The sequence below is a fragment of the Ruthenibacterium sp. genome, from assembly GCF_017421385.1.
GTDB lineage: Bacteria > Bacillota > Clostridia > Oscillospirales > Ruminococcaceae > Ruthenibacterium > Ruthenibacterium lactatiformans.
This window is the reverse complement of record NZ_JAFOIN010000011.1, coordinates 1-22,504: the sequence shown is the minus strand read 5'-3', so window position 1 is coordinate 22,504 and position 22,504 is coordinate 1. Positions and strand designations below refer to the sequence as shown.

Sequence of the window (22,504 nt, the reverse complement as noted above, 5' to 3'; positions counted from 1 at the left end):
TTTTTCCGGCCCTCAGCCGCCGGAAAGATGCTCAACGAGGATCTTTGCGCCGATGCACACCAAAATGACGCCGCCGAATATCTCGGCCTTACCGCCCAGCCAGCTGCCGAATTTTTTACCCAGCAGATGGCCCGCAAGGCAGCAGACGAACGTGACGCAGGCGATGAAGGAAGCCGCCGCGGCGATGTTCACATCCAGCGCGGCAAAGCTGACGCCGACAGCCAGCGCATCGATGCTGGTGGCGAAGGCCTGCACCACCATCAGCTTATAGCTGAACGCGCGGCCCACGGGGCACGCCTCCGGCGCGCGCAGCTCCTTGACGGCGTCCCAGATCATTTTGCCGCCGATGAAGCCCAGCAGTGCAAAGGCGATCCAGTGGTCAAACGCGCTCACCACATCGGCGAAGGCGCGGCCCGCAAAATACCCGGCCACGGGCATCAGGCCCTGAAACACGCCGAAGGACAGCGACGTGAGGGCGGCCTCGTTCCGCCGCAGGCCGGAAAAACACATGCTGTTGGAGATGGACACCGCAAATGCGTCCATCGAAAGCCCCAGCGCGAGTACGAACAGGGTGATCGAATCCATAACGCTTTTTCCTCCAAATCTGCTTTCATAAGAATATGCGTGTCTGCGGCCGGATAATCTGTTCCGCCCGCAGCGCGCGCCGGAAAAGGGAGGCGTCCGTTTTGCGGCCCTGTGGGGCGGGGCCGCAAAAAAAAGACCCACGGACGGCGCAAAGCCGCCCATGAGTCTTGTTCATTAAGCAAAGCCAGGCGCGTGCCGGCGCGCCATCATGTTGACTTTACACGCCGTACAGGCCCGGCGCGAACTACTCCCTCAAAGGTATAAGCATATCTTACCATACCCTTTTGCGGCGCGCAAGTGTTTTTTCGTCCGGCGCGCCTTTTTCACGCAAGGTCCGGCAGTTCTCGCCGCACCGCGTCCTCCAGCCGGCACAGCGCTGCGGCGTCCATCTCCGGTGTGTCCGCAAGAGGGAACGGAACGCCCATAGCCCCGTATTTTTCCAGACACAGCTTTCGGAAGCCCAACAGCTCCACCTTCTGCAAATTATGGAACTGTCCGGCCATGCGCGCCAATGCGCGGATATGTGCCTCGCCGTCCGTCAAGCCGGGGATCACCACGTGCCGCACCCACAGCGGCACGTCCAGCTCTTGTGTCAGCGCCAGAAAATCCAGCGTATGGGCCAGGCTGCCGCCCGTATGGGCGCGGTATCCCTCTTCGGAGCTGAACTTCAGGTCCGCCAGCACCAGGTCCGTATGCGCCAGCACCTCCCGCGCGGCGGCAAGAGCACCCGCGCCGGAGGTATCCAGCGCCGTGTGGTAGCCCTCCGCCCGCAGCGCCTTCAGCAGCGCCGCAGTGAACACGGGCTGGGCCAGCGGCTCACCGCCCGTAACCGTAACGCCCCCCGACTCATAAATGTACGGCTTACAGCGGCGCACACGCCGCAGCACATCCTCCACCGTGTATTCCGTGCCGTCCGCCGCGTCCCAGGTGTCCGGGTTGTGGCAGCAGGCACAGCGCAGCGGGCAGCCCTGCAGAAACACCACATAGCGCAGCCCCGGTCCGTCCACCGCTCCCATGGACAAAAACGAGTGTATGCGCCCTTTCACGCCGTTTTCCGGCGTCTGCATCTGCGCGTCCACGGCTCACATCGCCTCGTGGAACGTGCGGGCGATGACCTCGCGCTGCTGTTCTTTCGTCAGCTTGTGGAAGTTCACCGCGTAGCCTGAAACGCGGATGGTCAGATTGGGGTATTTTTCCGGGTCATTGTACGCCTCCACCAGCGTTTCACGGCTGAGCACGTTGACGTTGATGTGGTGGGCCATCTGGGAAAAATAGCCGTCCAGCAGGCTGACGAGATTGGCCCGGCGCTGCTCGTCCGTCCTGCCCAGCGCTCCCGGCACGATGGAAAACGTATTGGAGATGCCGTCCTTGCAGTACCGGTACGAAAGCTTTGCCACAGAGTTCAGCGAGGCCAGCGCGCCGCTTTTTTCCCGGCCGTGCATGGGGTTCGCGCCCGGGGCAAAGGGCTGCCCCGCTTTGCGGCCGTCGGGCGTGGAGCCTGTTTTTTTACCGTACACCACGTTGGAGGTGATCGTCAGCACCGAGAGCGTGGCTTCGGCTCCGCGGTACAGCGCATGGCCTGCCAGCTCGTTGTAAAACGCTTCGGCCTGTTCGCAGGCAATGGCGTCCACGCGGTCGTCATCGTTGCCGAAAGCGGGGTAGTCTCCCTCCACCTCGAAATCCGTGATGAGGCCCGTTCCGGCGTCGCGGATGCAGCGCACCTTCGCGTATTTAATGGCCGAGAGTGAATCTGCCAGCACGGACAGGCCCGCCATACCGAAAGCCATGTAGCGGTGCACATGGGTGTCGTGCAGAGCCATCTGCGTTTTTTCATAAGCATATTTATCGTGCATGTAATGGATGACGTTCATGGTATCGGCATACAATTCCGCCAGCCAGGGGCGGTATGCGTCCAGCAGCGCCGTCACCCTGCCGTACTCCAGATACTCGTCCTCATAGGGCGTATGCACCGGGCCGACCTGCATGTTCTTCATCTCGTCCCGGCCACCGTTGAGGGACAGGAGCAGCAGCTTTGGCAAATTGACCCGCGCGCCGAAAAACTGCATGTCTTTACCCAGCCGCATGGCTGAGACACAGCATGCGATGGCGTAATCGTCGCCGTAAATGGGGCGCATCAGGTCGTCGTTTTCGTATTGGATGGCGTCTGTCTCGCAGGAGACGCGGGCGCAGTATGTCTTAAACGCGGCGGGCAGCGCACCGCTCCACAAAATGGTCAGGTTCGGTTCCGGCGACGCCCCCAGATTGTAAAGCGTATGCAGCATGCGGAAGGAAGTTTTCGTCACCAGCGTGCGGCCATCCGAGCCCATGCCCCCCACGGCTTCGGTGATCCACATGGGGTCGCCGCCGAACAGCGCGTTGTACTCCGGCGTACGCAGGTGGCGCGCCATACGCAGCTTCATCACAAAGTCGTCCATCAGCTCCTGCGCGCCCGCCTCGTCCAGCCTGCCCGCGGCCAGGTCCCGCTCGAAATAGATATCCAGAAACGTGCTCACGCGGCCCAGGCTCATGGCCGCGCCGTTCTGCTCCTTGATGGCCCCAAGGTAGCCGAAGTAGGTCCACTGCACGGCCTCGCGGGCACTTTGCGCCGGGCGGCTGATGTCGCAGCCGTACAGCGCGGCCATATCCCGCAGCTTGCCCAGAAAGTCGATCTGCCGCCAGACCTCCTCGATGAGACGGATGTTCTCGTCCGTCATCGCGCCGCGGCCCAGCTCCGCCTTGTCCTTTTTCTTTTCCTCGATCAGTCGGTCTGTCCCGTAGAGCGCCACGCGGCGGTAATCGCCGATGATCCGGCCCCGGCCATATGCGTCGGGCAGGCCCGTGATCAGGCCGCAGTGCCGGGCCGCACGGGTCTGCTCGTTGTACACGCGGAATACGCCGTCGTTGTGGGTGGTGCGGTAGGCGAACTCCTGCTCCACCTGCCCGGACAGCTCATAGCCGTAGGCCCGGCAGGCCTCCCGTGCCATGCGGATGCCTCCGAAAGGATTCACACCGCGCTTCAGCGGCCTGTCCGTCTGCAGGCCGACGATCAGCTCGTTGTCTTTGTCCAGATAGCCCGGCTTGTAATTGAGCAGGGAGGACACCGTCTGGGTGTCCACATCCAGCACGCCGCCGAACTCCTGCTCCAGCTTCATCAGGCCCTGCAGCTTATGCATCAGCGCCTGTGTGCGCGGTGTTGCCGGCGCCAGGAACGCTTCATCTCCTCCGTAGGGCGTATAGTTTTTCTGGATAAAATCCCGCACATCGATGCGGCTCTGCCACGCCCCGGCCGTAAACCCTTCCCATGCCTTGCACATTTCCTGTACCTCCTGTTCGCTCACACACCGCGGAGGCGCGGCCCCTTTTCATTCCTGTACCGCCCCGGCGGCGGCCATTGAGAAAATCTTCTTGTTTCAGGGCAACAAAAAAGGGCAGCACCGCAAAAGCGGTGTTGCCCAGACGGTCGGCATCAAAACTCCGCGCCCGTTCCCCTGTGGTAAGCCCACTCGTTCCGTCAGTTACGGCCGCGTCTCGGTTATGTATTCATGATACCACGCTTCGGCAAAGGCTGTCAACGGACAAACAGCCGAATCCGCAGGCCGCACAACTCAAAAATATGGTTAAACCGGCCTTCGAGATGCCAACGCTCTGCTTTACGAAGGATGCCTGTATGTGGATAACATAAAATTGGTAAATTGGAAATTATAACAGTCCTTCTGCTTTTGCACGAATTGCAAAAAACTCCTGAAACGTATCTGATTTTTCCTGTATTTTCTTTTTCATCAAGGTCAATCTCCGTTTGCCAACCCGCCTATCCAATACAGCAAATATTCTTACGATTAAATTAGCACTGTTAAGGCTCATTTCAATATCTTGATCATCAAACTCTGCAAAGGCGTTGTAAAAACAGCGTTGACCAAAAACACTTAGTCTTAAAGCTGTATCATCCATATGCGCATTTTCCACTTCCATGCGTTTTTTGTATTTTTCATCTCCGGGAAACAAATCTGCTTTCATTCAGTTATTCCAATAACATCCCTTGATGATTTCGTTGCCATCATATCTTATTGCCGCCCGCCCCTCATGGTCAGGACTTCTGCTATACGACGTTGCGTAATACTGAATATGGCCTTGCAGACTCTGCGCCAAATATTCTGTTTCCAGCTTTTTCCTGATACCGCTCCCTGTTGCCATTTGCGGTTCTTCCTCTTCAGCTTTTGATTGTTTTATTGCCCCATTTCTTGCCCTGTCATGCAGAAAGCATCTCCTGTTCCGCCTGGCCGATTCCAGTTTGCCGGGCCGCCGGGCTGTATGAAAGCGGCTGTCTGCCTTCGTTTTACGCCTGTGTCGCCGTGTCCCGCAAAGTTCATCCGCCGCTTATCTCCGGCAGAACGCTCTGTTACAGCGTGACGCCCATCAGGTACTCCTTTACCTCCAGCAGCTCCCGCGCGGGCAGGGAAAAGGCGCGCACGCCCAGGCGGGCATAGGCCTCGGCCAGCGCGGGCTGCGCCGCGCCCTCGCCGCACAGGCACAGCGGGATGCGTGCTTCGGCCGCGGCCTCCACGGCGAACCGTACAAGCCGGTATACGGCGGGGGAGGCAGCGGGCAGATAGGCCCGCACCTGGGGGTTCACACGGTCGGCCGCATATGTATACTGGATGAGATTGTTGGTGCCCACATTGAAAAACGCGGCGCGGCGCGCCAGGTCCCCGGCTGTCAGCGCTGCGGCGGGCGTTTCGATAAACGCACCCACGGGAACCGTTTCGGCAAAGGGCACGCCCCGCTCCCGAAGCGCGCATTTGGCGCGGTAAACAGCGTCCAGAGCATGCTCGAACTCATCCCGCGTAGAGACCATGGGCAGCAGGATGCGCAGATTTCCCGCCAGCCCGGCGCGCAGCAGCGCCCGAAGCTGCGTTTCAAAAAAATCCGGATGCGCTAGGCAGTAGCGCACGCCGCACAGCCCCATCGCGGGATTTGCTTCTTCCTCCCGTGGAAATTCCGTCCCCGTCTTATCCGGCGCCACATCAAAGGTACAGATGGTAACGGGTCTGCCCTGCGCCGCCGCCAGACAGGCAGCATAGAAGCCATACTGCTCCTCCTCGCCGTTCACGCGCCCCGCCAGCAGCAGGTATTCGCTCAGCAGCAGACCCACGCCATCCGCTCCCGCCTCCACGGCCGTGCGCACATCCTCCACCGACGCGCAGTCCGCCATCAGCGAGATGCGCGTGCCGTCCTTCGTGGTACATGGTGCCGCCCGCAGCCGCTCCTGCGAGAGCGTGTGCCGCCGCTGCAAGCGCAGTTTGTGGGCAAAGCGTGTTTTCGTCGCCTCATCCGGGTCCAGATACGCTTCGCCGGTGTCTCCGTTCAGCGCCAGCGTGCGGCCGTCACAGCCCTCCAGCAGCTCCGGCCCCGCCATCACCGCGGCGGGGATGCCCATGGTGCGGGCGATGATGGCCGCGTGGGCATTGGGGGAACCCGCGCTGGTGATAAACCCCAGCACCAGACTGCGGTCCAGCGTGACGATATCCGTGGGATACAGCTCCTCAGCCACCAAAATGGCCGGGCCCGTCAGGCGCAGCGTCTCGTGGGGCTGGCCGTCGAGTACCTTGACGACCCGGCGGCATGCGTCCAGGATATCGCAGGCACGCTCGCGCATGTACGGGTCCTCCAGTGCACGAATGCGGCCCGCAAAAATGCCCGCCGCGCGCTCCACCGATGCGGCCGCACCCGCGCCCACCCGGATATAGGACGCCACCTCCTGCCGAAGACCCTCGTCCTCCAGCAGCACCCTCTGCACCATAAAAATATCCCTGTCCTGTGCGGCAGCGCGCCGCTCCAGCCGGATGAGCTGGCCCTGCGCCTCCCGCACCGCGTTTTCAAACGCCTCCTGTTCCTCCTTGGGGGACCGCACCGCGCGCCCCAGCCCGCTTTGCGTATGGCGCAAATACCGCACCGTCCCCACCGCCAGCCCCGCCGAGGCCGGCACTGCCGTGATATACTTCAAATCCGCGCACCTCCCGGTTTCGCGGCAGAGGCCACAAGCCGCCCCGCCGCCGTCCTCTTCCTGCTCCAATGGTTCGCGTGCCTTGAAAATCTGTTTTTGTTCTTTTTATTCGGGCATTGCCATACCAAAACGTCCCACATCCGCAAAGCCCAGCGCGTGATAGATGCGCCCCGCCGCGGGGTTGTCGTAGAACAGGCACAGGTACCGCCGCCCGGCGGCAAAACTGTGGGCCGCGGCCGCGTACACACAGGCACGGGCAAAGCCTCTCCCGCGCCATCCCGGCAGCGTCGCCACACCGACGACCATGGCCGAAACGCTGTTTTCCGCAGTCGTCTCTGCCAGCGCCACCAGCCTGTCCCCATCGTACACACCGAAGGCATGGCCGCCGCGCGTAAGGTTTTCCCGGCATTCCTCCACCTTTTCTTCCCGGTCCACATCGCGGAAGCTGTCGGCAAATTCATCGATCTGTACTTCCAGCCCGATCACTTCCTGCGCATCCTGCGGCCCGAGCATCCGCAGAGAAAAGCCCTCCGGCAGCGCCGCGCCGCCGGCCAGGCGGTCCATGCGCGCCAGATTCGTTCCGCGCAGCTTCCAGCCGGGCATGCGTGCGGCCAAAGCGGCCACATCTGCTTCCTTGCCCGAAAGATACTGCGCCCCGCGGGCTTGCAGAAACGCCGCCAGCTCCTCCACCGGCGCTGTCCCGCTCATGCACAGACAGTAATTGTTGAAATACCGCAGCAGCAGCGCACAAAGCGCGCCGTCCGCAGCACGTGTGCCGAAGATCTCCACCGTTTTCGATTCAAAGCCGTAATTTTCAAGGTCGCCTTGCACAAATACATTGTATTCCGGTTCGGCAGAGATATATGCCTCTACCTCGGCCCGGTTCTGCTCCGTCAGTTTTTCCATTCCTTTCCACTCCTCCTCTACATTGTCTTCCGGGCGCGGCGGTCGCCCTCTCCCGCGGCATGCCGCCCCTTTTTGCTCCGAAATAAAAGTCCCCTCAACGGCCATTCGGGCCCTCCCGGCCCACGGCCTTAAGGTCTCAAGCGCCCGGGCACAAAGCGCCCGGATGCGTGTAAAAAACAGCAGCTGTGCTGCTGTTTTTTATTAGTATAGCACATTTTGCGCATACCCGGAAATCCGCATTGAGCGGGATTGCGGCGTTGTTTTTTCGTTTTTTTGTTCAATTGGTAAAAAATGCGTTTTTCTGTAAAAAAAATCCATCAAAAATATTGCTATTTTCACTTCATCTTGCTAAAATATTAAAATAATTTTTCCGGCCTGCCGGAAGAATTATGGCTTTTACAAAACGAAAAGAAAAGGTGGTGTAAGTCATGGAGATCAAAGGCGATCAAATCTGGCACAGTCCGTCCCCCGCAGAGCTGCTGGCCGCCGCCGGGCAGGAAATCACCCTCAAGGCGTGCGTTCACAACATCCGGGAGCTTGGCGGCATCGCATTCGTGGTGCTGCGCACCGGGCGTTATCTCATTCAGTCCGTGTACGACAAGGAGGTGTGTCCGGATAATAATCTGAGCCAGCTTTCCGCAGGCGACTGTGTCCGCGCAACGGGCCTGCTGCGCGCCGAACCCCGCGCTGAAAACGGCGTGGAGCTGCTGCTCCACGGCTTCACCGTTCTGTCCCGTCCGGCTTCGCCGCTGCCGCTGAACCTAGCCGATAAAGAGCTGAAGGCCACGCTGGGCACCAAAATGGAGTACCGCACCGTGGCGCTGCGTCATCCCAGGGAACGCGCGGTATTCCGCATCCAGCAGGCTCTCGCCTGCGGCTTCCGGGAGTTCATGCTTTCCCAGGATTTTACTGAGATCCATACTCCGAAGATCACGGGCATCGGTGCCGAGGGCGGCGCAGAAGTGTTCGAGCTGGACTACTTCGGCATGCCCGCCACGCTGGCGCAGAGCCCGCAGATGTACAAACAGACCTGTGTCGCTTTTTTCGACCGCGTGTTTGAAGTGGGAGCCGTCTATCGGGCGGAGCTGCACAACACCAGCCGCCATCTGAACGAATACACAGGCCTGGACTTTGAGATGGGATACATCGACGGCATGGAGGACGTGATGCAGATGGAGACCGCCATGCTGCAGCACACCATGGCCTATGTGCAAGAACACTGCGCGCCGGAGATCGCGCTGCTGGACGTTGATGTGCCCCGGATCGGCGCAATTCCCTGTATCCGGTTCGCAGACGCACTGGCTTTGTTGAAAACGCTCGGCGGCGGCAAAAACCGGAACGACCTCACGCCCGAGGACGAAGTGCTGCTGTGCGAGTATTACAGGGAAAAGAGGCTGGGCGAATTCGTGTTCGTGACGCATTTTCCCACGGCCAAACGTCCGTTCTATGTGATGGACGACCCGCACAACCCCAGGGAAACGCTCAGCTTCGACCTGCTGTTCCGCGGGCTGGAGGTGACGACAGGCGGCCAGCGCATCCACGATTATGACGCGCAGGTGGCCAAGATGCAGGCCCGCGGATTGGACCCTGCTCAATTTGAAAGCTATATCGGCGTACACCGCTGCGGCCTGCCGCCCCATGGCGGCCTGGGCATCGGGCTGGAGCGCCTGACCATGAAGCTGTGCGGGCTGTCCAATATTCGCGACGCCAGTCTGTTCCCCCGGGACATCAATCATCTTGTGCCCTGACATGGCGGCCGGCTGTTTTTGCCGCCGCTTTGCCGCCTAAAAATACCGCCGCCCGATTTTCGGGCGGCAGTTTTTTGGAAATAATCCGTTTTTTAAAACTATATTACATATTTTCTAAAATCTCTTTATTTTATATTAAAAACAGCGTATAATAATATTCACACAAGAGGGGAGCTGTCGCGATGCATCAAAAGCAAAACCCAGCCGGGTTCTACACAAAAGGCGAGGAGATTTTCAATGCGGTCAGCCACGGAGCGGGCAGTGTGCTGGCCATCGGGGGCACCGGGGCGCTTGTGGCGCTGGCCGCTGCTTTGGCCAATTGGCGGACAGTGCTCATCTGCCTTGTATACGGGCTTTCACTGGTGGTTTTATATACCATGAGCACTCTGTACCATGCATTCCCGTTCGAGGGCGTGAAACGCCTGTTTCGCGTGTTCGACCACTCATCCATTTACCTGCTCATTGCGGGCAGTTATACGCCGTTCACGCTTATCCTTTTGGACGGCACCTGGAAGGGCCCGGTCATCTGCGGCGTAGTGTGGGCCGCCGCCCTTCTGGGCGTCACGCTCAATGCCGTCAGTGTGGAGCGGTTTGAAAAGTTCTCCATGCTGCTGTACATCGCCATGGGATGGGCCGTTGTATTTGCAGTGGGGGATGTGGTACGCGCACTGCCGTCCGCCGGATTCTGGCTTCTGCTGCTGGGAGGCGTAAGCTATACGGGCGGCATCGTATTCTACGCCTGGCATAAAAAAGGGCGTGTGCATTACATGCACGGCGTATGGCACCTGTTCGTGCTGCTGGGCAGTGTTCTGCATTATCTGTGTATTTTGCTGTATGTGCTGCCCCGGGCGTATGCCTGACACACAACCGTTGCAAAGCCGCGCGTAAGCATTGACTGCCATCGGCCTTTTTGGTATAATAATTGGGCTGTGAGCAGATTTATTTGCAGCGCAGCATTTGCAGCGGTATCGAAGTGGTCATAACGGGGCTGACTCGAAAGTTTGAGGCTTTCTGGCTGATTCGTCCGCAGGGTTTGGCTTCACACGGGGCTGAATCCGGGGTGTGTATCATAATTTTTTCCGCTTATCTTGCATCGAAATCTTGCATTTGTCCGAAGGGCGTGTAAGATGGTGCTTGAAAAAATAAATATGGAGAGTTGTCCGAGTGGTCGATGGTGCAGCACTCGAAATGCTGTGTCCCGAAAGGGACCTAGGGTTCGAATCCCTAACTCTCCGCCAAAAAAGGCGTCATACCGCGGTTTTGCGGCATGACGCCTTTTTCTTAAAGGCGTACCGCCGACAACATTTTTTCTTGCCTTACCACCGGCTTTCCGGCAGTTCCTCGGGCAGTGCCAGGGCCTTTTCCATTGTGGCGGCGCTCAACTGTTTCGACTGAGAATCCAGGTGGGCGTAGATGTTCGCCGTGGTGGAGATGTCGCTGTGGCCCAGCCATTCCTGAATTTGTTTCATGGGCACACCCTGCTTCAACAGCAGGCTGGCGCAGGAGTGCCGCAGATCGTGAAAGCGTATTTTCCGCAGGCCGTGCTCCTTCAGCAGTTGGGCGAAGTTGTCGGTGACGGTATTAGGTAGGATAAGGTTTCCCATCTCATCCACGAACAGGTAGCCCTTGAATTTCTGATTGTAGCAGTTGCCGCAGAGTTTCTCGTTGTACTTCTGCTGCTCCTTCAGTGCCCGCAGCCGCTGGGCGAAGCCCTCCACCAGCGGCAGGGTCCGCAGGCTGGATTTGGTCTTGGCCCGGTCCGCCTGGATAAGCAGGTGCTTTCCCTCCACGCTGGCTGTGGTCACCGTGTGGCGGATGGTGAAGGTTCCCGCCGCGAAGTCGATGGCGTCCCACCGCAGGCCCAGCACCTCGCCCCGCCGCAGCCCGTAGAAGGCCGCAAACTGAATGATGAGTTCCAGCCGGTGCCCCCGGGCGGCTTCAAACAGCTGCTCCATCTCCTCAGCGGTGTAGTAGGCGGCCATGTACCGTTCGGGCTTGGGTCGCTCCACCTTGTCCACCGGGTTGCCGGGGATGAGGTCCAGCTTTACTGCCTGTTTCAGCGCCTTGTGGAGATTGGCGTGCAGCCGCAGCACACTGGTGGATTTCAGCGTTTTCCGCTCATGGAGATAAAAACTCTGGATGTGCCGCGCCTGCAAGCCGCCCAGCGTTATGCCGGTGGGCTCGAAGTAGGGCACGATGTGGTCCTTCACATTGAAGCAATAGGATGACCAGGTGGTGGGCTGCACCGAGGGGCGGATGATTTCCAGCCAGTAGAGCATGTAATCGCTGAACAGCATATCCGGGCTCAGGTCATCCGAGCGGTTCGGCACGGGCGGTGTGAAAGCCCGGCGGGCCTGCCGCAGCAGTTCGTCCGCCTTTTTCTTGTTGCCCTTCACCGACAGCCCGGTGCCTTGCCATTTTTGCACCCGTTTGCCGTCCGGGCCGTTGTAACTGAGTACGATGTAAAAGTAGCCGTTCTTTTCGGCCAACCGGCCTGCTACCATGGACATTCCTCCTTTTAGTTGGTGTTCTCCGGGTCCGACACAAGAATACCCGGAACCCGGTACGAAAGCTATTCACAAAAGTGTACAAGGATGTGTGCCCGAATTGGGTACACATCCACCAGATTACCCGCGCCGGTTTGCCCGGCGCGGGCGTTTTGATTTTAGCGGATTTGCGCGCGATCGCGAGGTTTGCGGCGGGGCTTGTCCCGTTCCTGCTGGCGACGGTATTCATCCCGGCAGGCGGCGGTCTTTTCCACCTTCCCGATGATGCGTTTGGCGGCCGCGTCATCCCTGCGCAGGGCGGAAATTTGGCGGGTCAGCTCCGCCCGCCGCTGAGCTGCCCCGGGCGACGGCTCCCTCCACCGCAGCTGCCGGGCGCAGTCCGCCCGCTCTTGGCAAAGGGCGGTGATTTGCCCCGCCAGGGCCTCCCGGTGGGCCTTCACTTCCGCCACCGTGGAAAAGCCCCGCTCGCTGATCAGGTGCAGTTCCTCCAGCGTCTTGCCGATGTCCCGCCACAGGGCGTTGATCTCCGGCCAGTTCACCCGGGGCGCGGGCCGCTTTGGGTAGATGCCCAGCTGGTAGCAGTAGTAGAGGTACAGCCGGAACAGGCTGCCCGTTTGATGGGCGAACATTCCCCGGCACCGATACCGCCGCGTGGGCGGATGGTATGCAGGCCGGGGCCGCAGGCTGTATTTGGGGTTGAAATTCAGATCATAGAAGTGGGGGCCGTACCGGGCAAAGTTCTGGGCCAGCGCCCGCTCCAGGGTGGGCCAGTCGTATTCCGCTCCCAGCCGGTAGATACGCACCGCCCGTCCGCCGTCCAGCGAACGGAGGGTGGCGTATTTGCGGCCCTCCTCCCGCCGCCAGAGATACCCCTGCTGCCGCAGCACCCGGGCGAAGTCCCGCTCGGTGCTGGCTTGAGAAATGGCCTTGCGGATGGCCCGGCGCATCGCCTCGTACCGGGTCTGGCCCTCCCCTTCGTAGAGCGGCCGGGGCTTTTTGCCTCCTGGCTGCCGGATGACCGACAGGGCGTGCTCCCGGCACAACTGGTCGGAAATTCTTCGCAGGTCCTGATATTGGCTCCGCCGTTGCTCATACTTCTTGCCGTCCACATAGGACACCGCATTGATGACGAAGTGGTTGTGCAAACATCCCGTGTTCAGATGGGTGGCCACCAGCACCTGGAACCGCCCGCCCCACACCCGACGGGCCAGTTCCACCCCGATGGCGTGGCACTGCTCCGGAGTCACCTCCCCGGGCTTGAAACTCTGGTAGGCGTGCATGGCCACTACTCCTTCGGTTTTGCCGAACTGCTCCTGCACCGCCCGCATCTCCGCCCAGGCGGTGGCGGGGCGGCAGTGGACGCCGCTCACCAGCTGGGCCGTTTCCCGCAAGATGGTTTTCTCTCCGTTCTCCGCGTAGTGCAGCGCCTGGGCCAAACCGCTGTACTCGGTCTTGTCCGGGTTGGCGGCGTAGTCCACCACGCGGCGCAGGCTGTCCCGCACCGGCCAAATTTTAGTGGTCGCCAGAGGCATCCTCCTTCCGCAAGAGGCTGTCCAGCAGCCCTTCCCGACAGCGGCGGAACTCATTGGCAAATGCCGGGTCGTATTGCGCCAGCTGATCGGTGAGGTGCTCCAGCCGGTCCAGACTGTCAAAGAAGGCTTGGGGCGGGTGGAACCGAGGCTCATACCCCAACGCCCGTTGGCGCAGATATTCCGACAGGGTCAGCCCGCATTGGCCGGCCGCTGTTTGGATTCGTTGTTTCTCGGCGGGGCTCACCCGCACGTTGAGGCCCACGCTTCTTATCCTCACAGGGCCACCTCCGCATGGGGGTTCGGGGCGCTCCCCGTACCGGCGAAGGGTTGCCCGGCGGCAACACAAAGCCCATGCTTGTTACCCCGAAGCGCCTCGAGTGACGACGATGACGGTGCTGACGGTGTTTCCGGGATACCCCCGCCGTCCGGGGATGTGCCGGATTTATCGTCATCCGCGTCATCACCGTCATACCAGAGCCGAAGCTGCCGGGCGCTGGCGGTGCGGCGGCTCTCACAGCGGATGCCCAGGGGCGCCAGGCCGGTGGGATAGAACTCCACCAGCTTGCGGGTCAGCTGGTTGGGCTGCACATCGGCGATGCCGGCGGCGGCCAGCAGTTCGGTGGCGGTGCCCTGCCAGCATTTCTGCCGCTGAACAAACTCGGCCACCGCCCACACACAGGCGGGCACGGCCTTGCGGGCCAGTTCCTCGGAGGTCTCCTCCTGCTCCAGCTCCCAGCGGCAGTCCTCCCAGCGCAGATCCAGGGCGCGGCTCTCCATGTCCCGGCCGGTCACGTGCAGCTGGGCGTTCAGGCTCATCCGCCGGCGGCGCAGCACCCAGCTGGTGTCCGCCCCGCCCATCAGGGCCACCGAGCCGGAAATGTCATCGAAAGGGTCGCCGGTCTGGTCCTTGCGCTGGTGGTGCACCAGCAGGATGCCGATGTTGTGTCGGTCGGCAAGGGATTTCAAGGCGCTCATGTCCCGGTAGTCGCAGGCGTAGACGTTTCCGTTGGCGTCGCCGGTGCGCACCTTTTGCAGGGTGTCGATGACCACCAGCCCGGTGTCCGGACGGACGGTTAGAAACTGCTCGATCTGTTCCTCGAGGCCATGTCCCAGACCTTCGCAGGCGGTCTAGAAATAGAGGTTGTCCGGCATCTCCTCCTCGCTCAGGCGGAACAACCGGTTCTGGATGCGGCTGTATGTATCCTCAAGGCAAAGGTACAGCACCGCCTGGGCGCGGAGTTGCCGCTCCCAGAGTTCACCGCCTTTGGCCAGTTGCAAACACAGCCAGAGGCAAAGCCAGCTTTTACCGATTTTGCTGCCGCCCGACAGCATGGAAAGCCCGCCGGACAACAGATTGGGAACGAGCCACCGCACTGGCGGCAGCGGGGTGATGGAAAGAGTTCGCGCGTCAATGGGTTGGAATTTCGTCAAAAGCATTTCTCCTTTTCAGTTGGTTTGATTGGATGAGGCGGGCGCGGCCACAGCGGCCCCAAACAGGCCCGCAAAACGGCCTTGGCCCCGGCGCGGGGGAAAACGTCCGCACCGCCTGTCAGGCCCCGCACAGGGCGAACACCGGGCGGACAGCGGCGAGGGACGCTTTGCGGCGCGGGAGGGTCAGGAGCCGGCGGCCCGGGCGGCGGGTTGCACGCCGTTCTCCACCACATAGCGGATTACGTTGATCTTGGGGATCTTGTAGGCGTTGCCCAGCTTCAGCCCCTGGATGCTGCCGTCTGTCAGCAGGTCGTAGGCCGCATGGCGGCTGATGCCCAGCATGACCTGCAGCTGGCGCACCGTCACGATGTCGGGATAGTCGGCGAATAACAGTTTGTAAAGGGTTTGGATGTCAATATTCTTCATCGATCACCTGCTCTCAAAGGTTTTTGCGGCGCGAAAAACGCGCCTGGGCGGATAAACGGACAGCGGACGCCGGCCGAAAGCGGCGCTACCCCTCCTTTCTGTGAGATTGATGGGTGGCGGCCAAGGGTTCCTTATGCAGGGTTCCTTGTTTTGAATGTGACGGGATTCCAGAGTTCCTTATGTAGGGTTCCTTGTGGCGACGGACGGCAGAATTTGCCCGAACAAGGAACCCATCATGTAGGGTTCCTTGCGGTGGTGGCATGGTCGGGAAAAAGTCCTCTCGTTATATACCAGTAACACGGAGTGCCGCAAACGAACACCTGCCAAGAAAATCTTTGAAAGTTTGGCAAATTTGACGGGAAACCGACCATGGAAAAAGCCCCTCGTTATATCCATGTAACACGGACCCCCTCAAAACGGTCACCCTTCCAAAAACAAATTCAGAAGTTTGTTGGTTTTGACGACAAGGGGGGCAGTGGAAAAATCTCCCCATTATATCCATGTAACACGGACATGCCAAAACGCTCACCCATTTGAAAATTTCACATTTTGCAAAAGACTGGTGAGGCGGATTCACAGTCCGGGAAACACACTTCGTTCACTTGCCTGCACATGGCTATACGAACAGCGGCGCGCCGGCCAAAGGAACAGCCCCACGGCCCACAAACCTCGCAAAACCGCAATAAACGGCGATTCAGGCAGCATATCCACCATCCCAAAGCCTCCGAAAGATACAGTTTGTGATACACCCAGCATACAGCGCGATAGGCTGACTTGGATCGCCACATGGCTATCCAACCGCAAAGCAGATGCGAGCCGCTGGCGATCCAGGTGGATTACCAGCAGCTCGTTCAATACGAAGTTGAATTGGTGTTTCGCATTTTTGTTAATTATAATTAACAAAAATGCGAATGTCAATAGCTTTCGCAAAAAAGTTAATTTTTTCTTTACAATTTTTTCTTGCTACGGTACAATCAAGATAAGAAACGGAAAGGACGGGCTTGCTCAATGACAACCGGCGGAAAAATCCAGCGTATACGGCAGCATCGGAAAATGACACAGAAAGAGCTGGGCGATGCGATCGGCCTGCCCGCCAATCGTGTTGCTCAGTATGAGATGGGGTATCGTGTGCCCAAGAAGCCTCTGCTGGAACAGATGGCACAGGCGCTGCAGGTGTCCCCTCTGGCGCTTCAAGAGCCGAATACAGGAAATATTTCAGACATCATGGAAACGCTGTTCTGGATGGATGAAGATGTGCCCGGCGTGTTCCGCTTGACCACGATCCAATTTGATGATCCGGACTGTTGGCGGGAGGAATACCAGGAGGAAGGAGCAGAGGCCTGCCTCCATGGGAACATCGTTCTTCCCAGCAGCGTGTTTCCGCCCACAGTGCTGTGGACAGAAAATGGGATGTTGGACAGCTTTTTTAAGGGGTGGGCCGAAAAACAGGCTGCCTACTACGCAGGACGCCTCACCCGCGAACAGTATTTTGAGTGGAAAATCAGATGGCCGATGGATTCAGAGGTGAGAGGTGCAGAGTTCTTTATCGAAAAATGATAGGTGGAAAACGCAAGGATATGACCAGTGAGAAATAGGGAAAAGAGTGTGTTTTAAGCGGGTGACGAATTATCTTAGAAAAAAATAAAATGAAAAGAGACTGGCCATTCTGGCCAGTCTCTTTTCATAAAGATCAATCGCCTTTCACAGTATGGTTTTTATATGTGTTCCAAGTAGGCTCATAATCTGCAGTGGCTTGGTTTCCCCACATATCCCAACCTTCTCGATCGCCTCGAGCAAAAAGTTCCAAGAAAGGGCCAGGCGAACACCGCTCAATAATCGGGATAATCTCGTCCGGTTTGCGGGAATGCTCGCGCTTTTGTGTGCGAATCAAATTCACTTGCGACCTTGCAGGAGCAAGTGTGCGGTTGTTTTCACCGCGAATTCCGAACAGGAGAATCTCTGTAACATTCCGGAAATAAAACCCTACGCCACGACCGTCTGGCTGGCCATCTTTCCTGACCTTTTCCCAGATGATATTTCCTTTATACTCGAATCCCCACGCTTTCATTACAGCCAAGCCGTCGGGAAGGAGTGCGTTTGGCACCCAAAGATACAAGTGGCTTTTTTCCGCTGCGATTTCTCCAACAGGAAGATCTTCGATCTCTTCAAGGGACATGGTTTCGTAGCGATTGAGTTTTTTGTTCTCAGGGGCTACCTTGCCGGTTCTGTTTTGAAAACGCCAAGGCGGATCAGCATAAATGGTTGCGTACTTTTTGCCCGCACAAAAATGTAATAAGTTTTCTCCGGTGGTAAGGACCTTCTCCATGTTATTCTCCTTCGGTCCAGTCCGAAATGCAAGCTTTCCGAATGCCAACAGCAAGAATAGGACAGCCGCCATTGCGTCTGGAATTTAAGCGGTACAGCAACTTGCCCATCCAAGTGGTGCTGGCACCATATTTTCTCATAATTGGTTTCCCGTCGTGATCAAGTACGGTCTTAAATACATCGTTCAGCTCTTGTGAGCGAGTGATAATGACACCAGCACTGATGATGTCACAATCGTAATATGTACGCATTGCAAGCAAGTCACGGTCAAATGTCTGGTCCTTGCTGTTCCATTCCAAGTCGAACGCAACACGGTTTTTCAAGAAATCTATATTGTGACCATCAATGTACTGTTCAATAACTCGTTCCTCAAACGGTTCATTCGAGAAGCGCCCGCGCTGATCCGCTTGCCTGGGAAAGAATTTGATATGCAGATCCCCGGAAATGCGGATTTCCCGCCAACCGAAAGGATACAAAACATCATCGAATTTTTTAGGAATGTTGGTTTCATTTCCACCGGCAGCCTGCAAGTCAGAAACCGAGATGTTGAGCTTGCGCAGACAGGTGACAAGCTCGTTCCACTCTTCGGGGAATGCTTGTGTGATAATCTCAAGAGCATGATTGTAGTTATGAAATTCATACTTCTCCAGAAGGTCCTCTGGAATGTAACTTTTAATGTCCATAGGGGACGCCTCCAAATGGGATGATATAAACTATTATAACACAAAATGCTCTGCTTTAAATGCCTCTTTGCTTAATTCTTTAAGGTAAATGAGGATTTCTTCTTTTGTGAGGTGTGAACTTTCTGCAAAATCCTCTAAGGTAAGTTTGCCTCTACGATATAAATCATAAAAGCGCCAGAATTCATTGGGGTAATTCTTGTTGAGGTGCTCGTGCTGGTTCTTTATTGATGTTGTCATGGAGATCAACCTGCCTTTCAGCACAACAACATATCACACAAAATGATAATTCTCCAGTAACAACTACACCAATTTTTAAGGCTGAGTTTTGTGAGATTGCATCACCTCAAACTCGTGGAACAAGAAATGCATCCTCCCGATCCGCTTGTTGATGTGCCAGTGCCCGCAATACCAAGCGTCACAGGTCAGGCGGTCGTCGATGGTATCCAACCACCGCTCGGTGGAGGAATCCACGCTGCCCTGGTCGATGCCGGGCAGAAAGGCTTCAACCGGCTCGTACTTGAAGGGGCAGGTGTGGCTCAGCACCACTGGCACCTGCCAGCCCCGGGCGACCAGTACCCGCTCTACCTTGGCTTTGGTGGCTTCGTCGGGCTGTTCGTCCTCCCACCAGCGGAAGCCCCGCATGAGGCGATAGTACTTGTCCACGCTGTAGGCGCCGCCGATCACAAGATGATCTCGTCCTTCCAGCGTGTAGACCTCGCCGTCCACGGCGAACAGAACATGGGGATACTCCGGTTGGGCATACACCTGACCGCCGCTCCAATCCTGCAACCCGTAGCCGGGCACATGGGCAGGCCGACACTCGTGATTGCCGTGAATGCACAAGACCGTGGGGCCGCAGGCGTCCAGCTGCTCCTTGACATATATATCCCGTTTGTTCAGATAGTAGTTGGCCCCCACGTCGCCCAGGATCACCAGGGTGTCGGCGGGCTGCAGCCGCATCTGCCGACAGAACTTCACGATTTCTGCCACATCGCCGTGGGGATCGCCTGTGTAGAACACCATACCACTCACTCCTTTTTTCCATTATAGCAGAGAGCCGGTCCCATAGTATGGACTATCAAAAAATGAGAGTTTGAAATTACACAACTTTGTCCGCTCGGCGAACGGAAAACGGCAAAAGTTGTGCAGAATTGCAGCCGTGCTGAAAGGTATGCGATAATGGGCTTTCTAACAATCTTTCTAACAATGATTGTTAGAATAATGATTAGATAGAGGATTTCAAAAGAGTTAACATAGAAAAGCTATCGAAAACCATTGATTTTTTAATATATATACAGGAAAATTCGATGCGTAAGGGAGAATGTGATATAATTTTATAAAAAGATAAAATGCTACGGAGAAAAATGATATGAGTTCATCTCATGAAAACGATCAAAAGTCTCAGGAATTACATTGCTTGCAAATAGCCATAGAGGCAAAAAAGCAGCAAAAGGGAGAGTCGCGCAAAATCCTTGAATTCTTGGCTGGAGAAGATGTTTATCGTGCGCACGAAGAACGTCCTGATTTTGTTAGGAGAATATCTCCTCAGAAGGAAGGGACAAAAGGTGTCCTTCTGGGAATCGAGCATTTTCGAGTAGATCACTTGGCTATCAAAAAGCATCCTAAGAAGAGCAAAAAAGCTCAATCTTCACGAATCGCTTCAGTTGCACCAGTTTTGGATAAAAAGAAACGTGCTACGTATGAAAAATGGAATAACTGCTTGGATGAGAGCGGGATATTGCCGGAAGAGTTTTTCGAAGAGGCTGCTCAAGACCTTTTTGATTTAGCGGGCGAACATATGCAAAAAGTGATAGGCGCAAATTATCGCTCGTTGTTAGCATCTTTGCAGCAAAATCTTGAAACGCATGTAAAGAGCATACCGACATATCAAGAAAACTTGAGAAAAATCGCACAGCCGGGAGAAAAAATTCAGATAGCACTACTCATTGATCTTTATGCAGAGTTCTTTTCTTTGATGAAATTCGATAGCAGGGGGATACGTGCATGTAAGATTGGAGAAGTGCCACTATTTCAAGAAGTTATTGCACTCATAGAGCGGATAATCGACAAATCCGCAGTCGATTATGTGATTTTGTGCCTTAACAGTTCAATTACGGAAAGAACGCCGAAAGTGTATGCTTTTCGTGCAGGCGAAATAGAACGACAAATTCATAAAAGGCATCTAAAGATTTACAAATATTTGGCAATGGATTTATTGTTTGAGCCTTTTAGCGGGCGCCCCTATGAAATAGCAAAGTATTCCTTTAGTCCTGTTATCCGTAATGATCAAAGCAAAGAGGTTAGTACAATGTATTCCTGCGACGTTTCCGCAATCGAGGGAGAAACATTCCTTGATATCGCATACTATACCGCTTGGAATATTTTGGGATACGAAGCCCACAAACGAAGTTTTTGCGCATCATTGTCTGATTTCGCCTTTGCACATGCAATAGCGCCTGAAATCATTGCATGGGAAAAAGTGTCTGGGAGTACATGGAAAGTTCGGCCAATTTTCAAAGTATCAAATAGTAATGATCGCCGGGCGAGGATAAGCGAGCGTATGGAGGCGATGAAAAAGGAATATGAAAAAGGGTTTGAGTAACGATATAATACTTTGATAACATTTCACAGTGACCCAAAGTGTTGGTGGAGAATAATATGGATGTTTTAGTAGTGGACGACAATGATGTGAACTTTATTTGGGATGCTATCCAAAAACTACAGCTCATCTTCCATCCTTCTGTTGCTCCGTTTGGCAAATTCGATTATGAGAAGTTCTTTCAATCAAAAGCTCAAAAGCCATTTTCCTTGTTTTTGGACAGAAACATATTGATCAGCCTTTTTAAATTATGTGAACAGGGAGAATTGAAGAATCGCGCAGAGGCACGACGTGTCGCACTGGTAATGGCGTGGGCAGCACTCAATGGGATGGAAGTTAGTTCCGGGTTGGCCGTTATGGAACGAGCAAGTCAACTGCATTGCCAAGAAAGTGGGTTGCTTGAAATCCAAAGATTTCAAGAGATTATGAGCACATATCCGGGACAACTATGGGTGGCTCTTGCCGAGGGGCGTATCACAAAAATCCAGCCTATAAGTTATTCCCAAGCATTAGCGCAGAATATCACTGTTGATTATGCGGTGGGTGGCGATCACTATGATATGGCTTTAGCGTCTTTACTTCATGCTGTATGGTTATATCGGGACAAAAGAATGAATGCTGCAGAAAAAGTTCGCGAATTCTTTCAATGGACCTGTGACAACTTATTGATTGGCGAATATATGTTGGTATATATTACTCTTTTATTTACAGGGTATGAAAATATCAAAGCTCCCAAAAACGCCAACTCCAAAGATGTAGAAAAAGTCATTGCGGGGTGTGAAAACCAAGCTTGGGATATATCCTATTTGACGCACTGGAGCACATTATACGAGTATCCCGATGAATATCCGGAAGAATTTATGTTTGCGACTAATGATATTCTGTTAAAACGGATCTTTATATATAAAAACAACCCTTATGGCTGGAATGGGGTTCTTTCGAATGTGTTCCCCAAAAAAGAATACTGCGAATTGGCAGAGTTCATTGGAAAAATTACATTAAATAGGCAACCACCTGATTTTGGAGAGGATTCGCACACTTACTTTCAATCGTTAATTGATGGTGAAAAAAGAAGATTAACCATGCAATGATACAATCATTTACAAAATACGATTAACCGCAATAGAAACTGCACGGTAATGTTTTGAGCATTACCGTGCAGTTTTGGGGCGCCATCACATTTTCGGTATATTTTGGTGATTTGCATCACGCTTTTACAACGTCCTTTTCTGGCCTTTTTTCTTCGGCGCTACTGCCGCAATCATGGCGTAGTGTTCCTTGCTCTTTCTTGTGATGCTGTTGTAGTCCTCGGAGGTGAGGAACTCCAGCAGCCACTCTTTTGGCACCTTATAGGTGTGCTGGTACGGAAAGGACTTTAACCTGCCCTCGGTGCACCAGCGGCTGACGGTGCGGGAGGCGTAGCCGGTGACGCGGGAGATCTGGCGGGCGTCCAGCACGTCGGGCTGGCGGGCCAGCAGGTTCTCGTACCAGCGGCGCACCCGCCGGCGGGTGGCGTCGGTGAGGAGGAGCGCGCCGTTCAGGCCGAAGGCTGGGGGCTTGTGGTTCGGGTAGTTCTTGTACCAGCCGCTGGGCGGGGTGTAGTACGCCGGCTCCGCCAGACGGCGGCGCAGGTAGGCGGCCACGTCGGCCTTGGCGATCTTGTAGCAGCGGGTCTGCTTGCCGGTGTTCTCGCAGGGCACCAGGCCGCTCTGCAGCAAGTATAGCGAGGTGCGGGTGCCGATGCGGCAGGCTTTGCGGAAG

The 22,504-nt window shown here is 56.1% G+C and carries 18 protein-coding genes, 1 tRNA gene, 2 pseudogenes and 1 riboswitch; of the genes and pseudogenes, 6 read left to right on the top strand and 15 right to left on the bottom strand.

The window, feature by feature from the left end:
- Window positions 1-12: 12 nt before the first annotated feature.
- The 6 genes and pseudogenes from IIY41_RS01140 to IIY41_RS01115 form a co-directional block, all read right to left on the bottom strand.
- Entirely contained in the window at window positions 13-585 is a 573-nt protein-coding gene (locus tag IIY41_RS01140; RefSeq protein WP_050005375.1) for a manganese efflux pump MntP, read from the bottom strand.
- A 323-nt stretch (window positions 586-908) separates the two neighbouring features.
- Window positions 909-1,664, bottom strand: a complete 756-nt coding sequence (gene pflA, locus IIY41_RS01135) for a pyruvate formate-lyase-activating protein (protein ID WP_287399263.1) — start codon at window positions 1,662-1,664, stop codon at window positions 909-911.
- 3 nt (window positions 1,665-1,667) lie between these two features.
- Window positions 1,668-3,899, bottom strand: coding sequence for a formate C-acetyltransferase (pflB, locus tag IIY41_RS01130; protein ID WP_205506397.1), 2,232 nt, complete (start codon window positions 3,897-3,899; stop codon window positions 1,668-1,670).
- 129 nt (window positions 3,900-4,028) lie between these two features.
- A riboswitch (ZMP/ZTP riboswitch) is annotated at window positions 4,029-4,114 on the bottom strand.
- Window positions 4,115-4,284: 170 nt separating this feature from the next.
- Window positions 4,285-4,776, bottom strand: a pseudogene (locus IIY41_RS14120) (SF0329 family protein).
- A 205-nt stretch (window positions 4,777-4,981) separates the two neighbouring features.
- Complete coding sequence (gene ptsP / locus IIY41_RS01120; RefSeq protein ID WP_287399260.1) at window positions 4,982-6,586, bottom strand: phosphoenolpyruvate--protein phosphotransferase; 1,605 nt, start codon at window positions 6,584-6,586, stop codon at window positions 4,982-4,984.
- Between the two features lie 105 nt (window positions 6,587-6,691).
- The gene (locus IIY41_RS01115; protein WP_205486079.1) at window positions 6,692-7,492 is read right to left on the bottom strand and encodes a GNAT family N-acetyltransferase; all 801 of its coding nucleotides are present in this window, start codon (window positions 7,490-7,492) and stop codon (window positions 6,692-6,694) included.
- 428 nt (window positions 7,493-7,920) lie between these two features.
- Here IIY41_RS01115 and aspS point away from each other — a divergent pair, with 428 nt between their 5' ends.
- The 3 genes from aspS to IIY41_RS01100 all read left to right on the top strand — a co-directional run bounded on the left by aspS (window position 7,921) and on the right by IIY41_RS01100 (window position 10,478).
- On the top strand, window positions 7,921-9,240 hold the full coding sequence (gene aspS, locus IIY41_RS01110) for an aspartate--tRNA(Asn) ligase (protein WP_287399258.1): 1,320 nt from the start codon (window positions 7,921-7,923) through the stop codon (window positions 9,238-9,240).
- A gap of 182 nt (window positions 9,241-9,422) precedes the next feature.
- Window positions 9,423-10,100: a PAQR family membrane homeostasis protein TrhA gene (gene trhA, locus IIY41_RS01105; RefSeq protein WP_055080358.1), complete on the top strand. Its 678-nt coding sequence runs from the start codon at window positions 9,423-9,425 to the stop codon at window positions 10,098-10,100.
- A 290-nt stretch (window positions 10,101-10,390) separates the two neighbouring features.
- Window positions 10,391-10,478 (top strand) — tRNA-Ser (locus tag IIY41_RS01100).
- Window positions 10,479-10,556: 78 nt separating this feature from the next.
- Here IIY41_RS01100 and IIY41_RS01095 read toward each other — a convergent pair.
- The 5 genes and pseudogenes from IIY41_RS01095 to IIY41_RS01075 form a co-directional block, all read right to left on the bottom strand.
- Entirely contained in the window at window positions 10,557-11,744 is a 1,188-nt protein-coding gene (locus IIY41_RS01095) for a tyrosine-type recombinase/integrase (protein ID WP_154523786.1), read from the bottom strand.
- 161 nt (window positions 11,745-11,905) lie between these two features.
- Window positions 11,906-13,279 (bottom strand): relaxase/mobilization nuclease domain-containing protein, encoded by a 1,374-nt coding sequence (locus tag IIY41_RS01090; RefSeq protein WP_195839820.1) that lies wholly within the window; start codon window positions 13,277-13,279, stop codon window positions 11,906-11,908.
- Window positions 13,260-13,541, bottom strand: coding sequence for a plasmid mobilization protein (locus IIY41_RS01085; protein ID WP_278886753.1), 282 nt, complete (start codon window positions 13,539-13,541; stop codon window positions 13,260-13,262). The genes IIY41_RS01090 and IIY41_RS01085 overlap by 20 nt, the downstream gene beginning before the upstream one ends.
- A gap of 11 nt (window positions 13,542-13,552) precedes the next feature.
- Window positions 13,553-14,710 (bottom strand): annotated as a pseudogene (locus tag IIY41_RS01080) (AAA family ATPase).
- A 183-nt stretch (window positions 14,711-14,893) separates the two neighbouring features.
- Window positions 14,894-15,136 carry a helix-turn-helix domain-containing protein gene (locus IIY41_RS01075; RefSeq protein WP_154523777.1) on the bottom strand — a complete coding sequence of 81 codons (243 nt, stop codon included), beginning with the start codon at window positions 15,134-15,136 and terminating at the stop codon, window positions 14,894-14,896.
- A gap of 1,008 nt (window positions 15,137-16,144) precedes the next feature.
- Between IIY41_RS01075 and IIY41_RS01070 the strand changes: the two genes are divergently transcribed.
- A complete protein-coding gene (locus IIY41_RS01070) occupies window positions 16,145-16,693 on the top strand; it encodes a helix-turn-helix domain-containing protein (protein ID WP_154523774.1) in 549 nt (182 codons plus the stop codon).
- Between the two features lie 133 nt (window positions 16,694-16,826).
- Here the strand turns inward: IIY41_RS01070 and IIY41_RS01065 are convergent, their stop codons facing one another.
- From IIY41_RS01065 to IIY41_RS01055, 3 genes are all read right to left on the bottom strand, one after another.
- On the bottom strand, window positions 16,827-17,462 hold the full coding sequence (locus tag IIY41_RS01065; RefSeq protein WP_154523771.1) for an MT-A70 family methyltransferase: 636 nt from the start codon (window positions 17,460-17,462) through the stop codon (window positions 16,827-16,829).
- A 1-nt stretch (window position 17,463) separates the two neighbouring features.
- Window positions 17,464-18,144 (bottom strand): BglII/BstYI family type II restriction endonuclease, encoded by a 681-nt coding sequence (locus IIY41_RS01060; RefSeq protein ID WP_154523768.1) that lies wholly within the window; start codon window positions 18,142-18,144, stop codon window positions 17,464-17,466.
- 312 nt (window positions 18,145-18,456) lie between these two features.
- Window positions 18,457-19,167, bottom strand: a complete 711-nt coding sequence (locus tag IIY41_RS01055) for a metallophosphoesterase (protein ID WP_154523394.1) — start codon at window positions 19,165-19,167, stop codon at window positions 18,457-18,459.
- A 346-nt stretch (window positions 19,168-19,513) separates the two neighbouring features.
- Between IIY41_RS01055 and IIY41_RS01050 the strand changes: the two genes are divergently transcribed.
- Together IIY41_RS01050 and IIY41_RS01045 are read left to right on the top strand one after the other, a co-directional pair.
- On the top strand, window positions 19,514-20,746 hold the full coding sequence (locus tag IIY41_RS01050) for a hypothetical protein (protein WP_154523391.1): 1,233 nt from the start codon (window positions 19,514-19,516) through the stop codon (window positions 20,744-20,746).
- A 56-nt stretch (window positions 20,747-20,802) separates the two neighbouring features.
- Entirely contained in the window at window positions 20,803-21,834 is a 1,032-nt protein-coding gene (locus IIY41_RS01045; RefSeq protein ID WP_278886758.1) for a hypothetical protein, read from the top strand.
- Window positions 21,835-21,957: 123 nt separating this feature from the next.
- On the opposite strand, the gene IIY41_RS01040 is transcribed toward IIY41_RS01045, so the two are convergent.
- Window positions 21,958-22,504: hypothetical protein (locus IIY41_RS01040; RefSeq protein ID WP_287399246.1), on the bottom strand; the 547-nt coding region annotated here is incomplete at its 5' end.

Bases quoted from the DNA above. Each gene is read 5' to 3' on its own strand.
- IIY41_RS01140 (WP_050005375.1), bottom strand. From the start codon at position 585: ATGGATTCGATCACCCTGTTCGTACTCGCGCTGGGGCTTTCGATGGAC.
- pflB (WP_205506397.1), bottom strand. From the start codon at position 3,899: ATGTGCAAGGCATGGGAAGGGTTTACGGCCGGGGCGTGGCAGAGCCGC.
- IIY41_RS01115 (WP_205486079.1), bottom strand. From the start codon at position 7,492: ATGGAAAAACTGACGGAGCAGAACCGGGCCGAGGTAGAGGCATATATC.
- aspS (WP_287399258.1), top strand. From the start codon at position 7,921: ATGGAGATCAAAGGCGATCAAATCTGGCACAGTCCGTCCCCCGCAGAG.
- trhA (WP_055080358.1), top strand. From the start codon at position 9,423: ATGCATCAAAAGCAAAACCCAGCCGGGTTCTACACAAAAGGCGAGGAG.
- IIY41_RS01095 (WP_154523786.1), bottom strand. From the start codon at position 11,744: ATGGTAGCAGGCCGGTTGGCCGAAAAGAACGGCTACTTTTACATCGTA.
- IIY41_RS01090 (WP_195839820.1), bottom strand. From the start codon at position 13,279: ATGCCTCTGGCGACCACTAAAATTTGGCCGGTGCGGGACAGCCTGCGC.
- IIY41_RS01075 (WP_154523777.1), bottom strand. From the start codon at position 15,136: ATGAAGAATATTGACATCCAAACCCTTTACAAACTGTTATTCGCCGAC.
- IIY41_RS01070 (WP_154523774.1), top strand. From the start codon at position 16,145: ATGACAACCGGCGGAAAAATCCAGCGTATACGGCAGCATCGGAAAATG.
- IIY41_RS01065 (WP_154523771.1), bottom strand. From the start codon at position 17,462: ATGGAGAAGGTCCTTACCACCGGAGAAAACTTATTACATTTTTGTGCG.
- IIY41_RS01060 (WP_154523768.1), bottom strand. From the start codon at position 18,144: ATGGACATTAAAAGTTACATTCCAGAGGACCTTCTGGAGAAGTATGAA.
- IIY41_RS01055 (WP_154523394.1), bottom strand. From the start codon at position 19,167: ATGGTGTTCTACACAGGCGATCCCCACGGCGATGTGGCAGAAATCGTG.
- IIY41_RS01050 (WP_154523391.1), top strand. From the start codon at position 19,514: ATGAGTTCATCTCATGAAAACGATCAAAAGTCTCAGGAATTACATTGC.
- IIY41_RS01045 (WP_278886758.1), top strand. From the start codon at position 20,803: ATGGATGTTTTAGTAGTGGACGACAATGATGTGAACTTTATTTGGGAT.